Here is a 15,241-nt window from a genome sequence, read left to right on the forward strand (position 1 = left end):
GCGCACGTTGGCGCCCTCTTAGCTCTAAATTACTTAGTAGCGCCGATTGCCTGAGGCGGTTCGTACTTCTTGTCGAGGTACTGGACCTTGTAGGTCTTGCCGAGGTCATCAAGGTAAGCCTTGAGCTTAGCCTGGCGTTCCTGTTCAGCCTGCACACGGAGAATGTAATCAATCTGGTGCTTGTAGCTTTCAAACTTGCCGTCATTCTTTTCGGTAAGCATGAAGATAGAGACACCGTCATTTTCCGTGATAACTTCAGAGATATCACCGACCTTGATCTTGCCGACAGCCTTAGCGAAAGCTGCGCTCTTGGACTTGGCAACAAACTTGTTCATGATGCCGCCCGTCTTCTTGGCTTCCTTGTCGTCGCTATACATGGCTGCGAGCTGAGCAAACGTAGCCTTCTTGGAGCGAACCTGGGCTGCAAGACCCTTCAACATATCCTTGGCGTCGCTGATTTCCTGAGCATTCTTACCCTTGGTAGAGATAAAGATGCGGGCGCCGCTAATCGTATCGTTGATAGCAACCTTGCTCTTGTTGAGCTGCCAGAAAGCTTCGAGATCCTTTTCGGTCGGAGCAGACGGATATGGGACCTTCTTTTCAAGAATCTGTTCGCTCTTGAGCTGGTCTTCAATCTTTTCCTTGAATTGCTTCATCGTCGTGTTAGACTTCTTGAGTTCCTTCTGGAAAGCGTCTTCGCTCGGGAACTGCTTCTTGAAGAGGTTGGTCAAGCTATCTACCTTAGCCGGAGCGACCTTGATACCCATCTTCTTTGCTTCAAGTTTGATGAGTTCTTGGCCAACGAGATTATCAACAACTGCATAGCGAAGTTGGGTCATCATTTCGTCGGTCAACTTCTGGCCCGGAGCCTGCTGTTGGCCAAGCATGGTAGCAAGGCTATCAATCTTACCAGCAGAAATACCCGTCTTTTCGACGCGGATGACATCGAGACTTTTCGAATTCATCAACTGAGCAGAAGCAATACCGGCGGTAAGGAGCACGGCAGCAGCACCACGAGAAATGAGTTTAAGAGACATTATTTATCCTTTTATTAAAAAATCAAGGGTTTTAAAAATTCAAGGGTTAATATAGAAAACTTACAACACGCAAAAGCCCACTCTGTGTGATTTTACGCAAACAAAACAATGTTCTTACAAAAAATTGAAGTTATGGCTCGTTTTTGCTAAATTATTGCACATGAACAAGATTAAAGTATATACGTTGCAAGGCAAGTGGACCGGGGATTTCGATTCCAATAACAAGTGGTATAAGGACGAAGCGCTCAAGCTCAAGGGCAAGGACATTGATTTACTCGTCCTCCCCGAACTTTTCCACACTCCTTACTTCCCGTTCGAAGAAAACGCAGACTTTTTCGATTTGGCGATTGAAAAGGATCACCCGATTGTCGCTGAATGGCAAGAAATTGCAAAGGAACTGAACGCCGTTGTCGTGTTCCCGTTCTTTGAAAAGCGCGCCCGTGGCATTTACCACAACTCCGCATTCGTATTTGAACGCGATGGAAGCATCGCTGGGCTTTACCGCAAGAGCCATATTCCCGATGACCCCGCCTTCTACGAAAAGTATTACTTTATTCCAGGTGACACCGGTTTTGAACCAATCAAGACCAGCGCCGGTACGCTCGGCGTACTTATTTGCTGGGACCAGTGGTTCCCCGAAGCAGCCCGCATCATGAGCCTCAAGGGCGCCGACGTGCTTATCTACCCGACCGCTATCGGCTGGATGGATTCTGAGCCCAAGGAAATTTACCCGAGACAGCAAGATAGCTGGATGACAGTCATGCGCGGACACGCCATTGCAAACCGCACGTTCGTGATTGCAGCCAACCGCTCAGGCGTCGAAGGACACCTCACGTTCTGGGGTACAAGTTTTGTCGCAGCACCGGATGGTTACATCTTGCAAAAGTGCGATCCTGAATTCCTGGGTGCAAGCTATGTTGAACTTGACCTTGCCGAAACCGAAGAAAATCGCCGCTGGTGGCCGCATTTCCGCGACAGACGCGTGGACTTGTACAAGGACATCCTCAAGATTTGGGCAGATTAAGGCGGCGGAGCCGCAGTAGACAGTAGGAAGTAGACAGTGATTAGGAATTAGGACTTTTCCTAAGACCTAAAACCTACAACCCTTTAAAGGACTTATTACATGACAACGAAATCTTCTGTCCGCTATCCGGCGGAATGGGAAAAGCAGAGTGCCACGTGGCTTGCATTCCCGCACAACAAGACGAACTGGTATGGTGAACGCGGCATCAACATCCGCAAGTTCTATGTAGAGCTTATCCGTAACATTACGGAATTCCAGCCGGTGAATCTGTTGCTCCCCGCCAAGAACTTCTTGACCGACGAAGAAAAGGCAGCTCTCGCCAATCGTCCGTTCCCGGTGAACTTTATCGTCATCAAGACGAACGACATCTGGATTCGCGACTACGGTCCGTTCTTTATGAAAAAGGGCGACAAGAAGGTCGTTACCGAAACGCAGTTTAACGCCTGGGGTGCCAAGTTCCCGCCATGGGGACTCGACAACGCCATTCCGCAGAAGATTGCCGAAAAGCAGGGACTCCCGCTCAACGAAAGCGTCCCGTTCATCTTTGAAGGCGGCGCTATTGAAGTCAACGGAGACGGTCTCGGCATAACGACTGAAGACTGCCTTGTCGGCAAGAACCGCAATGACGAAAAGGACTTGAAAAAGGTCGTGAAATCTCTCTGCAAGGCATTCGGCCTCAAGGAAATGCTCGTGCTCCCGCACGGATTACACGGTGACCACACGGACGGCCATATCGATAACGTCGCACGCTTTGTCGCTAAAGACAGAGTCGTCATGTGCATGACGGACAACAAGCGCTCCCCCAACTACGCGATTTTGACCGAAGCCCAGCAGTTCATCGAAAGCTGGCTCAAGGAACATTACGAAACCGCAAAGGTCGATACGCTCCCGCTCCCGCCGCAGCGCGTGCTCGATGACGGACAAATTCTCCCGGCATCGTACATGAACTACATTTATGTGAACGGAGGACTTATCTTCCCGAAATACAAATGCCCGAACGACGCGAAGGCCAAGAAGTATTTTGAGAGCGTGTACCCGGATCGCAAGGTAATTGGTATTGATTGCCGTACTGTCATCGAAGAGGGCGGCAGCCTCCACTGCATGAGCAAGCACGAGAATGAATAAAAGCACCTTCGGTGCAGTTGGCAGAACTTAGTCGGCAGAACTTAGAAATGCTTAAAGATAATAGAGAGTGTTCTAAGTTCTAAGAGCGAAGCGAGCTAAGTTCTACAATCCTATTTGCACTTCTTAGCTTTTGCGATTGCTTCTTTTGCTAGTTTATCTACAAGCTCATTCCACTTGACGCCAGTATGGGCGGCGACCTTTTCGAACTGCACTCGGTGCAAATAAGGTTTTGCAGCCGCCACATACATCTTGGCGATATTACTCTTAGCTTGCCATTCTCCCTTAGCCCAGCGCGCAATGCCTTCGTAGTCGTGGCAAATAACGCCCTTCATATCGTGCGCATCTAGCCATCTCATCGCCTGGAACGAAGCCATCACTTCCCCATCGATATTCCTACTTTCAGCATCGAATGCCGTAATTCCCGAACCACGGGCAAGTTCGTTGTCGTCTTCAGTTACAACAAACGCCCAGCCGGCAGGGCCAAATCCCGGCGAAAACGAACCATCGACAAATACACGAATCCCATCGGGCGCAGGAGCCTCCATTCCGTCGAGCCAAGCCTGAGCCTCCTCGCGGGAACCGAAGGATTTGAACAAAACACCTTTAACCCCATGCGTGAGCTTAAGGCACTCGTCCCATGTGGTTACGATTTTCTTTTCATTTTCGCTTTTTACGGCATAGAACTTCTGTTTAGGCATGGCCCAAATTTAATATATTTCTACTGAAATAAAAAAATAGGAGCCTCTTTGTTTTCTTCTCGATACTTTGCTGATGGCAAACGATATTTCGCAATGCGTTTACTCTGTAAGCCATTGCTATACCGTTGGTTCCTCCGCAAGGCGGGATATAACAAGAGTTCAGATACATTTTCGTTTCCACAGTCGCTGCAAGATCACGAAAAAACGGTGTTCTTTATGCCTGAGGACAAAAAAATCGCCAAGGTCATTCTGGACGAACTCCCCGAAGAGAGTTTCAAGTCCATTTTATTCATTGCCCATAGCGATTTAGAGGCCCTCTTGCAGAAAAAAAAGGCTACAGCCTCTTATTACACCGATAAAGATTGCCGCTATGGCGAACCACTATTCGATAGACTAGAATATCAGGTAAAAACTTACGCCCCCCTCGCTTGTGTCTATCTGGGAACTTACAAACCACAGTTTTTGTACCTCGCCTTAATCAGTGGTGCTGTACTACGCGTTGGATTCGATTGCGCTCGTGAATATCCGTTCTTAAACTTGAGCCTACATGCGCTCAAGACTATTTCACCTGCAAGGATGATGGCTCGCTATTTTTCAAAGGATAACGAGGATTAGCCATGCAAAAGATGTTTTCGACAATCATCACCGAAAATGGCGGCTATGCAGACTTGCACATGCACACCAAGCTCTCTGACGGCACTCTATCCGTTGATGAGTTGCTCATGCTCTGCAAGCGCAAAGGTCTCCGTTGCATTTCTATCACGGATCACGACAACCTGGATAGCTATAAGCTAGCCGAAGAGCCCGCCAAGGAAATCGGTCTTGAAATCATCCCAGGGATTGAAATTTCTGCTGTGTGGCAGGGCAAGGACATCCACATTCTGGGTTACTTCTGCGACCCGACGAACCTCGCCTTGAACATGGAACTTGAAGATTTCGCCAAGCAGCGCATCGCACGCGTGAAGGCGATTATCAAAAAACTGAACGCGCTCGGCATCGGCATCACATTTGAAAAGGTACATTCGTACTGCAAGGGTAAAATCATCGGTCGCCCGCACATAGCCATGTCGCTCGTCGATGAAGAATACATTTCAAACTTTTCCGAAGCGTTCACGAAGTACCTCGGTGACGGTTGCATTGCGTTCGTCGAAAAGAAGGGCCTCAATCCGCAAGAAACAATCCGACTGATTGAAAATGCAGGCGGCATCGCGGTACTCGCCCACCCGTACAAGTCCGGGCTCAGCGACAAGTTCATCGAGAACATGGTAGAATGGGGTATCCAGGGCATGGAAGTCTACAGCCCTGCACAAAAGGGTGCTGTTGGCCGCAAGTATAAAGAAATGGCGCAAAGGTTTGGTCTTGTGGGTACAGGCGGTTCCGACTTCCACACAGAGAACGGGACTTACCCCCCTGGTTGCATGAAAATGCCTTACACCGTTGTTCAAGCGCTCCGTGAAAGGCGCGAAAAGTCCCGCGCAGAATGGTTCTAATGAATCGTGGAATTCTTTTTTTAGCTGTTATATGGACGCTGACGACCAGCGTTTTTGCCGATGTCATCCACGCAAAACCGAGCAAGCTCCCCGCACCGCAGGACTCTGTTTTTGAGACGCCCAATGCCCCCGACCCGGCCCCTCGAGAAACCGATGCTGGACGTTGGGTCATTCCACTGCGCGAAGTCATGCAGCGTACTTACGATGTCGCGGGACAAAAATCTGAATGGGTGCTTGGCACGTCCATCCTTGGCAGTCCGGAACTTCCGGCAAAGTCTCTTGGCATAGGTAGCTTAAGCAAACGCTACCCGAGCAAACTTGCTGGCATTTACACAACGCGTTTAAGCTATGACGCCTCTACGCTTGCGCTTAACGGCGAAAACGGCATTCTATTTGAGGAGCGACACGGCATCCCGGTCGATACGCCAATTACAGACGTGAACTGGGAACGAGGAGCATTCGAAGGAAACGCCCTGCGCCTTGAATTCCGCCGCCTTATTACAGATTCTGTGACGCTCGATCTCGGTGTATCAAGCCATTCCGACATGCTTTCGAAGCCCTACGAATACCAACCCGTGACGCATTCGCCATTCTTTGCTCTCGGCCGTGACTCCACGCAAATTCCGTTTGGCGGTCGAAACATCGCGATGAACAGCATGCACCTCCAGCCCATAGTCACTTGGCGATTTGGCTACGGCAAGGCTTTTGTTAAGATAAACTATTTAAGCCTTGACAACGCCGACAATACAACGCATAAAGTTCTGCTCGATACACTTGACCCGACAGCCCGCAATTTCCAGACGGACCCGTACAGGATTATCATTGAATCTCGCACGTATGGCGGTGGCGTTGAATTCTACCCCATCAAGGATTTGACGCTCGGCACAGAAATCCACTATGGAAATCATGAAATAGAACTGCGCAATCTTTCCAAAATTATAAAAGGCTCGGACACAACTTACAACGAAAACGGGCTACGCAGCATCACTACCAGCTATTACGACACTAGCAAAGTCCGCAACTACGAAACAATTCTCGGAAACTTCGATATTCGTTACAGTTCATTCCTGAACCCGCGAATCCGTTTTGAATATGAATTCCTCAACACCGAAGAATCGGGCCACGAAAAGACTAAGCAAAAATTCTATCAAGACCGCGAAATTGGCTACGCTGAAGTTTCGGACACACTATTCGGAAAAGCTCTGTTCCGCGTGCAAGCCGGCATGCAACGCAACAGTTCGCTTTTGGACTCCGTTGAATTTGCACCCGCATTTTCAATTGACGGAACTTACCTGCTCCCCCACGACTTGATGGCAAGCGCCTCGTACCGCCATGACAACAAGTTCCCGGATGTTACGCAACTCAAGCTTGTTGAAACTGGAAGAGTCGCATTCCCTAACGAGAATCTCAAACACGAAGTACGCGACCGAGTGACAGCAAATCTCGTCTGGCAAAAGCGCGATGTCTTTTATGGTCTAGGCCTCCGTTACGAGCACGCCAACAACTTGATCAAGCCCCACTGGGCAATTGCAGGAAGAATCGATTCAACGAGTTCATATGATGACATTAACGATGTGACGATCTCCGAAGTGACCGATTCCGTACAGTCCGCATTCCGTTACGAAAATCTTGACCACGCCCATACGCTTGACTGGCTCATGCAAGTCGGCTTCCGCCTGGGAAACTGGAAATTCTACCTGGAACGCGGGCAAAAGATGACACGCACCAAGCTTATCGATACGCCTTCGCTTTACTACAAGGGCAGCATCCATTGGCAGAACCGTTTTGTCAAGGACAGGCTTGGCGTGAGTGTCCGTGTGGACTTCCAATGGTTTAACAACCGCTACGACTGCACCATCAATGAAAAAGGCGAGCCGGAGCTCGTCTCTCTCAAGAAATATTTAGCGATGGATTTCGAAGCGCGAATGCAGATTCTTTCGTTTGAGCTCTACAACCGCATCGAGAATTTCAACCACAGCATCTACGCACCGGAATCCGGCTACACGCCTGAAGGATTGCGATTCGCATACGGCATCGTCTGGACTTTCGGGAATTAGGATTGCGGATTCAGGATTTAGACAGCCTGAATTCCGAGCAATACTAAATATGCAACGTACAGACTTAAGAAGAACGCTCCACCAATTCTTCCAAAACCGCTAACACGCTTGCCATTCTTTTTCTTGAACGGAATACAAATAAAGAAGAGCAATAGTGTCAGCGCAGACATAATCGGCAAGTCACGAATCAGAACTTCCGGCTCCATAGCCTTAATCGGGGTAATGACAGCGGCAAGTCCGACAACGACAAGCGTATTAAAAATGTTCGAGCCGATGACGTTTCCGACGGCCAAATCATTCTCTCCCCTACGGGCTGCAGCAATCGAGCTTGCCAGTTCCGGAAGCGACGTTCCTACGGCAACAATCGTAAGTCCAATCAGCAAATCGCTTACGCCAAGAGCCTGAGCCACGTTGATTGCACCCCACACAAGCATGCGGGAACTCACAATCAAAAGCACAAGCCCCAAAAGCAACAGCAACGAAGACTTAACGATTGAAACCTGTTCGGTAGACTCGGATTCAAGTTCGTCATGCACTTCTGCAGACTTTTTACGTTTGCGTTTTTGCCTGAGTTCGCTTAAAATGTTGAAGGTCATGATGGCAGCAAAAGCAACCAACAAAACAACACCATCGACAAGCGAGACATTGCCGTCCCACAGCAACAAGACCGTCAAGACCGTCATCGCCAACAAGACAGGAATATCGCGTGACATAGCCTGCTTTTGTACGACAACAGGAGCAATAAGTGCAGTCGTTCCAAGAATCAACGCAATGTTTGCAATATTGGAGCCATAAGCATTGCCCAAAGCAAGCTGAGGCGTATCGTTCATCGCAGATAAGATAGAAACGACCATTTCAGGCGCGGATGTTCCGAACCCGACAATCACCATCCCGATAAGGAAGGTGCTCATACCTAAAAATCGGGCCACGCCGACAGCCCCATCCACAAACCGGTCTGCACTCCAGACCAGAAGAACAAGGCCTACGACAATGGCCACAATAGAAAGAATCATGTTATACTAGAATGCGTAGAATGTTGCGCCCACCGTAATGGACTTCGAAGACAAGTTATTGATAGACCAGACATCGTAATCGTCATACTGGTTGTTGATACCCCAAGTGAAGCGGGCATCGAAACCGATATAGCGATTGGCACGGATGCCGAAGCCAAAGACGATAGACCAGTCAATCACCGAGCGGCAATCATTATCCATCATATCATCCTTGATGTAAACAGACTTGTCCGAAGACTTCATTCTAAACTTGTCTGCAACAGCAAAGGACGGTTGCACACCGACATCAAAATAGACATTGGACTTAGCGCTCTTCAACGAGAGGAGGAGCGGCAGAGAAATGCGGTACTGGCTAAACGAGAAACGGTATTCGCCAAAAGTTTCCTTATAAGTTTCGCTGTAGCTGTTGCTAACCTTGTCATGTTCAAACAAGACTCCCGTCTTAAACGCCATGTTGTACTCATCCAGCGGGAACAAGGCAAAAGCACCGATGCTCCAAGTCAAGCCAGAATAACGGTCATATTCATAGCGACCGTTATCCCCCGAAAGGAACGAATTACCGATAAAGCCTTGAAGACCGAAAGTAAACTTGAGCGGGATAAGACCACGCAGCTGGTCCATGTCAATAGTATCGGCCGTGGCTGTTTCGGTCACGTAAATCGTCTTGACATTGCCGCTGGTATTTTCAATTTCAGATGCGGAATAGACCGGGCGATAAACAAACTTCTTTGTCGTCTTTTTGACAACCGGTTTTGCAGCATCTTCACCACGAACAGCAGTCGGTTCATTGAAAAGATTTTCCGGAGCAAGTTCCTGTTCCACAGCAGTAAACTTATCTTCAGCAGGAGCGGCCTGAGCGGGAGCAACTTCTGCAGCCGGGGCAGCTTGTTCTGCAACAGGAGCCGGAGCAACGGGAGCCGTTTCAACAGGAGCAGCCTCCTGTGCCATCACGGCAGAAACGGCGAGAGCCGTCAAAATTCCAGTACATTTCAGATTCATAATGATCCTCCAATGATAATCATTGTAATATTATAGTATTTTTGTATTCGAAAAACCAATATAAAATACAAGCTCCCCGTTTATAAAATACTAGATTACGCTATATGAAAACAAATATAGTTACCACAGCTTCGGGCAAGGCCAATGCTTACGCCCTCTTTTTCGTTAAAAAATCCGTTCAGTTTTCCAACGTCCTTTCGGAAAATGCTGAAAAGCAAGTCGAATCCGTATTGAACGGCATGGAAGACGGTCCATTCGAAGACCTTGAATTTTTGGAAATCGATAACCAGCCGACCATTTTTGTGAATGCAGCCAAAGAACGCGGTCTTTCGTCGCTCGACCACCTGCGCATGGCCGCATTCCGCCTCGCCAAGAAGGCTAGCAAGCGCCAGATTCCGGTCGTATCCATCATGCTTGCAGACGCCGCACCGGAACAGTTCAAGAGCATTTTGCTTGGGCTTCACTATGCAGACTACAAGTTTGACGCCTACAAAAGCAAGCAGAAAGACTCCTTCCAGGTCACGTTCGAACTCGTTGCTGGCGAACACACTGCAGAATTCAAGAAGATTGCAGATGTCGTCGCCATAGAAAACAAGGCAATAGTCCTTGCCAAAAACTTGATCAACACAAGCTCCAGCGACCTCACGCCTGCTGAATTTGTTGAAAACGCAAATACCATTGCAAAATACACACCGGGTCTTTCAATCAAGGTTCGCAACATGAAGCAACTCGAAAAGGAAGGCTTCATGGGACATGTGACTGTCGGCAAGGGCAGCTCTCACGAACCGTACATGATTACGCTTAGCTACGATGGAAGCAAGAGCTCCAAGAAAGCAGCGAAAAATGCGCGCACTTCCGCCGACCACTTGGTATTTGTCGGTAAGGGTCTTACGTTTGATACGGGTGGTCTCTGCCTCAAGCCGCCTAAATCCATGCCCGAGATGATTAGCGATATGAGCGGTGCTGCAACAGTACTTGCCGCCATCCAGGCCATTGCGACACTTGAGCTCCCGATTAAAGTAAGCGCAGTCTGCTGCCTCGCCGAAAATGCAATTGGCAACAAGTCTGTATTGCCGGGCGATATCTTTACCGCCAAGAACGGTAAGACTGTCATGGTCGACAATACCGATGCCGAAGGACGCTTGGTTCTCTCGGACGGCCTTGCAGAAGCAGGCCTCATCGGAGCAACGCACATTGTTGACCTCGCGACGCTCACAGGAGCCATGGTTCGCGCACTCGGTTACGCCGTTGCCGGATTCTTCAGCAATGACGATGACCTCGCCTTGAAGGTCATCAACTGTGGTGAAGCCTGCTGCGAAAAATTCTGGAGCATGCCGCTCGAAGAAGAATACGCCGATGCCTTAAAGGATCACTTTGCAGACCTCAAGAACACCGGAAGCGACGCGGGCGCTATTGCCGCCGCCCTCTTCTTGCAGGAATTCGTTCCAGAAAACACTGCCTGGACACACTGGGATATCGCAGGTACAGCGTTTGTCAACAAGACCTGGAAATACACCGATTTCGGTGCCACCGGATTCGGCGTGCAGACGCTCATTGAACTTGCAAGACGCATGTCCGGTATGGTTTGCGAAGATACTGCAAACGAAGATGCCGACGGCGAATATGTTGCAGTGGAAGCATAAGCGGTTTCTTAAATAATTTGCTTATCAAATCACCAAAGTGAGTATTAAAAAACCTTCAGATTTCTGAAGGTTTTTCTATCTTTTAGATGTATGAAAAACGTTGATACTATTGCCGTTTTGGACTTTGGTGGGCAGTATGCTCACTTGATTGCCAACCGTGTACGCCGTCTTGGCGTGTTTACCGAAATCCACTCCCCTGCCGCCCCGGTTTCTGAACTCGAAGGCGTGAAGGGCATCATTTACAGTGGCGGTCCGTCTAGCGTTTATGCGGCTGACGCTCCGGAATACAATCCTGAAATTTTGAACCTCCCGGTGCCGAAGCTCGGCATCTGCTACGGCCACCAGCTCATCGCCCAGCAGTTGGGCGGTCACGTGGAACCGGGCAAGGTCAAGGAATACGGCATTGCAGACCTCATCGTGGGCGATGAAAAATGCCCGCTTTTGAAGGGTCTCCCGAAAGCATCCCCGATGTGGATGAGCCATGGCGACCAGGTCACCAAGCTTCCCGAAGGCTACAAGATTGTGGCAAGCACCAAGGACTGCGAAATCGCCGCCGTTGCATTTGATAGCGATAAGCCTGAACGCCAGATTTTCGGCATCCAGTTCCATCCCGAAGTCACGCACAGCAAGTTCGGCATGAAGCTTCTCGAAAACTTCGTCGACTTTACGGGCGCCAAGAAGACTTGGAACATGAAGAGCTACTTGCCGCTCATCACGCAGCGCATTAAGGACCAAGTCAAGGACCGCAAGGTGTTCTTACTCGTCTCCGGTGGCGTGGACTCCACCGTGGCATTTGTGCTCTTGAACCGCGTGCTCGGACCGGAAAAAGTTCTCGGCTTGCATGTGGATAACGGCATGATGCGCCTCGGCGAATCCCAGAAGATTATGGACTTCCTCACGAAGGAAGGTATGAACAACCTCAAGATCCGTGACGCTAGCAAACACTTCCTTGCCAAGCTCAAGGGCGTGACTGCTCCGGAAACCAAGCGCGGCATCATCGGTAAGGAATTCTTGACGGTCAAGGACGAGGAAATGGCTAAGCTCAACCTCGATCCGAACGAATGGATGATGGCACAAGGTACCATCTACCCCGACACCATCGAAAGCGGCGGCACCAAGAATGCCGACAAGATCAAGACGCACCACAACCGCGTGCAAGAAGTTTTGGACCTCATGGAAAAGGGTCTCGTCTTGGAACCGCTCGCCGACTTGTACAAGGACGAAGTCCGCGCACTCGGCGAAGAACTCGGCATTCCGCACAACCTCGTGTGGCGCCACCCGTTCCCGGGTCCAGGTCTCGGCGTTCGTTTGCTCTGCAGCGAAGGCAAGCTCACAAGCGACATGGTAAAGTTCGAAGACGTGAAGGACACCGCAGGTCAGTCCCTCGCCGATTACCTCAAGGCAAACAACATTGCTGGTCGCATGCTCCCGATTAAGAGCGTTGGCGTCCAGGGTGACGGCCGTACTTACGCACAGCCGTTCCTCATCACCACTCCGGGCCTCAGCTGGAAGGAATGCGAAAAGTTCTCTACAGAACTTGCCAACCGCTTCAAGGCCATCAACCGCGTGATTTACCAGATTGGTAGCGTGGCAGACGAAGATCCGAAGCTTGTTGAACAGTACGCCACCCGCGAAAACTTCGATACGCTCCGCAAGTTCGACAACATCTGCACCGAATTCTTGCAGGCAAACGACTTGTACGAAAAGATTTGGCAGATGCCGGTCGTGCTCGTTCCGCTCCGCACGGCTAACAAGCCCTGCATCGTGATGCGCCCAGTGAACTCCACCGAAGCCATGACGGCAAACTTCGCCGAAATCGACCAGGGAATGCTCGCCGGTCTCTGGCGCAAGTTCGAAGCCGAAGGCGCTGGCAGCCTGTGGTACGACGTGACGCACAAGCCCCCCGGAACCATTGAGTGGGAGTAAGCCGAGTGCTGCGAAAACATGCTCGCATGTTTTCATAGCCGAGGCGCGCGAACACGCGACAAGCGTAGCGCAGTTGCAATGGGAATAAGGCGAGAGCCGCGTGAACACGCGCTTGAACAAAGTGAAAGCGCCGTGGGAGTAGCGCGGAGCCGAGTGTCGCAAAAATGAGCTTGCTCATTTTTATGACCGAGGCGAACAAGCAGACGTTGAAGCCGTAGGCGTAAGCGTCAGTAAGGCGAGAGTCGCGACAAATTTTAAATCCGGATGAGACAAACTCTTCCGGATTTTTTTATCAAATTAAAAACAAATTGCAATTACGAGAACTTAATTCTCGGATCGACAAGCGTATAAAGTATATCGCTAAAGAGACGGCCCACCATCGCCATAAGGCTACTGAGGAAGATAATTCCCATCACCACGTTGTAATCGCGATTGACCATCGAATTGTAATACAAGAGCCCCATGCCATCGATATCAAAGACCTTCTCGATGAGGAGCGCGCCCGCAAACATAAGCGTACAAATTTCGGAAAGGCGAGTCGCAATCGGGATCAGCGCATTGCGGAGAGCATGGCGTACAAGAGCCTGTTTGAAACTCAAGCCCTTTGCCAAAGCTGTTCGCATGTAATCGCGGCCCAGTTCCTCAAGCGCAGAATTCTTCATGAGGAACGTGAGGAACGCAAATTCGCTAATCATGTAGCAGAAAATCGGGAGCGCCAAATGCTGCGCCAAGTCAAACACTTTCCCGAAGAACGTGAAATCCTCAAAGTCATCGCTCGTGAGCCCACCGAGCGGAAAAATGTCCAAGTACGAACCACCCGCCAAAAAGATGATAAGCAAAATGCCAAGCGCATAACCCGGCATCACGTAACCCGAGAAAATAAGACCACTCGTAAAAGAATCAAGCTTGCTTCCGTGATGCACCGCCTTCCAGAGCCCAAGCGGAATGCAGATAAGATAACTCAAGAAGAACGATGTCACACCAAAGAACAATGAAATCGGGAATCGGCTTACAATCACGTCCCAGACCGGGAGCCCGTACGTGTAACTTTCCCCAAGATTCAAATGCAAAACGTTCCAAAGCCACGTAAGGTAACGTTTCCACGCGGGCTGGTCAAAGCCAAAGTACGCCTGGATTTGCGCAATTTGGTCCGGCGAGAGCGCCTTGGAAGCATCTACGCCACCCTTCATCGAAGCCGCCTGCTGCGCACGAGAAATCAGCTCTTCCACAGGGCCACCCGGCAAGAGCTGAATCAAGATAAAGCACACCAACGAAATCCCGATTAATGTCGGGATCATTAGCAACAAACGACGAAGGATGTACGAACGCATTTATCTCATTTTTCCAGAACGCAAGACGTCCATCATGTTGAACGGCTTTGCTGTACCAGCGGCAATCTGGTCAGCGAGGAAGTTCACAGCATCAACAGTGCCTTCGGCATAAATCTTGCGACCGCAAACATTGTGCTGGAATTCAAAGTGAACCGTACCATCGGCACTATCAAGGCTGTAGGTGTGGAAAGCGTGACCGCCGAGGTATTCTTCAGGCACATGCATGCGTTCCATCTGTTCCTTTTCGTTACGGACCTTTTCGATATCGTCCGGTGTGTAGTCAAAGCCCATCTTCTGGAAGGTGCCTACGACTGCACGTGCTGTGCCGCTCGTATCAGCCTTGGTCTTCTGGTGGCTTTCAACCACGGAAAGCTTGTAGCCTTCAAATGCGGTCGGGAATTCCTTGGCCAAGAATTCAATCATCATCTGGAAAGCGACAATCTGCTTAGCCATGTTCGGAGCGATGACGCTCGGATGGTTGGCATCGGCAACGAGCTTAGCAAGGGCTTCGCGGTCACCGCCGGTCGTTCCCATCACGAACGGAATCTTGTGCTTTACGTAGAAAGCAGCATTGTCGTTCACAGCCGTCGGGTGCGTGTAGTCAATGCAAATCATGTTCGGATACTTGGCAAGCACTTCGCCAATGCGGGCTTCACGGTTGGAGGGCTTCAAGAGCTGAATCGTCTTGCCTGCAACTTCGGCTTCATTTTCAACGATAATTTCTCCCGTCAAAGAATACGGGACGAGTTCCAAACCGCGGGCAACGCAAGTTTCGGCCACGATGCGGCCCATGTTACCCGGAATACCATTAACCATCACTTGAACGGACATAAAATCTCCTGTTGTTTTTCCGTTTGACAAGATAGAAAAAAAAGGCGGGCTTTAAGCCCGTCCTGTA

General features: G+C 49.9%; 13 protein-coding genes. 7 read left to right on the forward strand and 6 right to left on the reverse strand.

Annotated elements, in window-relative coordinates:
- Positions 1–29 precede the first annotated feature (29 nt).
- Positions 30–1,037 carry a peptidylprolyl isomerase gene (locus FSU_RS01135; protein ID WP_014545078.1) on the reverse strand — a complete coding sequence of 336 codons (1,008 nt, stop codon included), beginning with the start codon at positions 1,035–1,037 and terminating at the stop codon, positions 30–32.
- A gap of 160 nt (positions 1,038–1,197) precedes the next feature.
- Here FSU_RS01135 and FSU_RS01140 point away from each other — a divergent pair, with 160 nt between their 5' ends.
- Complete coding sequence (locus FSU_RS01140) at positions 1,198–2,061, forward strand: carbon-nitrogen hydrolase (RefSeq protein WP_015732470.1); 864 nt, start codon at positions 1,198–1,200, stop codon at positions 2,059–2,061.
- A 99-nt stretch (positions 2,062–2,160) separates the two neighbouring features.
- Entirely contained in the window at positions 2,161–3,186 is a 1,026-nt protein-coding gene (locus tag FSU_RS01145) for an agmatine deiminase family protein (protein WP_014545080.1), read from the forward strand.
- Positions 3,187–3,296: 110 nt separating this feature from the next.
- On the opposite strand, the gene FSU_RS01150 is transcribed toward FSU_RS01145, so the two are convergent.
- Positions 3,297–3,884: a ribonuclease H1 domain-containing protein gene (locus FSU_RS01150; protein WP_014545081.1), complete on the reverse strand. Its 588-nt coding sequence runs from the start codon at positions 3,882–3,884 to the stop codon at positions 3,297–3,299.
- Between the two features lie 93 nt (positions 3,885–3,977).
- Between FSU_RS01150 and FSU_RS01155 the strand changes: the two genes are divergently transcribed.
- The 3 genes from FSU_RS01155 to FSU_RS01165 are packed head-to-tail and all read left to right on the forward strand — an operon-like array spanning position 3,978 to position 7,431.
- On the forward strand, positions 3,978–4,499 hold the full coding sequence (locus FSU_RS01155) for a hypothetical protein (RefSeq protein WP_015732471.1): 522 nt from the start codon (positions 3,978–3,980) through the stop codon (positions 4,497–4,499).
- Positions 4,500–4,501: 2 nt separating this feature from the next.
- Positions 4,502–5,374 (forward strand): PHP domain-containing protein, encoded by an 873-nt coding sequence (locus FSU_RS01160; protein ID WP_014545083.1) that lies wholly within the window; start codon positions 4,502–4,504, stop codon positions 5,372–5,374.
- Positions 5,374–7,431 (forward strand): hypothetical protein, encoded by a 2,058-nt coding sequence (locus FSU_RS01165; RefSeq protein ID WP_015732472.1) that lies wholly within the window; start codon positions 5,374–5,376, stop codon positions 7,429–7,431. Before FSU_RS01160 ends, FSU_RS01165 begins: the two co-directional genes overlap by 1 nt.
- 17 nt (positions 7,432–7,448) lie before the next feature.
- Here FSU_RS01165 and FSU_RS01170 read toward each other — a convergent pair whose 3' ends face one another.
- Both FSU_RS01170 and FSU_RS01175 read right to left on the reverse strand, forming a co-directional pair.
- Positions 7,449–8,444 (reverse strand): calcium/sodium antiporter, encoded by a 996-nt coding sequence (locus FSU_RS01170; protein WP_014545085.1) that lies wholly within the window; start codon positions 8,442–8,444, stop codon positions 7,449–7,451.
- A gap of 6 nt (positions 8,445–8,450) precedes the next feature.
- Positions 8,451–9,443: a porin family protein gene (locus FSU_RS01175; RefSeq protein WP_015732473.1), complete on the reverse strand. Its 993-nt coding sequence runs from the start codon at positions 9,441–9,443 to the stop codon at positions 8,451–8,453.
- 104 nt (positions 9,444–9,547) lie between these two features.
- Here FSU_RS01175 and FSU_RS01180 point away from each other — a divergent pair, with 104 nt between their 5' ends.
- Positions 9,548–11,086, forward strand: a complete 1,539-nt coding sequence (locus FSU_RS01180; protein WP_014545087.1) for a leucyl aminopeptidase family protein — start codon at positions 9,548–9,550, stop codon at positions 11,084–11,086.
- A gap of 90 nt (positions 11,087–11,176) precedes the next feature.
- Positions 11,177–13,012 (forward strand): glutamine-hydrolyzing GMP synthase, encoded by a 1,836-nt coding sequence (guaA, locus tag FSU_RS01185; protein WP_014545088.1) that lies wholly within the window; start codon positions 11,177–11,179, stop codon positions 13,010–13,012.
- Positions 13,013–13,326: 314 nt separating this feature from the next.
- Here the strand turns inward: guaA and FSU_RS01190 are convergent, their stop codons facing one another.
- A complete protein-coding gene (locus tag FSU_RS01190) occupies positions 13,327–14,343 on the reverse strand; it encodes an ABC transporter permease subunit (RefSeq protein ID WP_014545089.1) in 1,017 nt (338 codons plus the stop codon).
- Entirely contained in the window at positions 14,344–15,174 is an 831-nt protein-coding gene (gene dapB, locus FSU_RS01195; protein ID WP_014545090.1) for a dihydrodipicolinate reductase, read from the reverse strand.
- Between the last annotated feature and the right edge of the window lie 67 nt (positions 15,175–15,241).

The sequence above is a fragment of the Fibrobacter succinogenes subsp. succinogenes S85 genome (assembly GCF_000146505.1).
In the GTDB taxonomy this organism is placed as follows: domain Bacteria; phylum Fibrobacterota; class Fibrobacteria; order Fibrobacterales; family Fibrobacteraceae; genus Fibrobacter; species Fibrobacter succinogenes.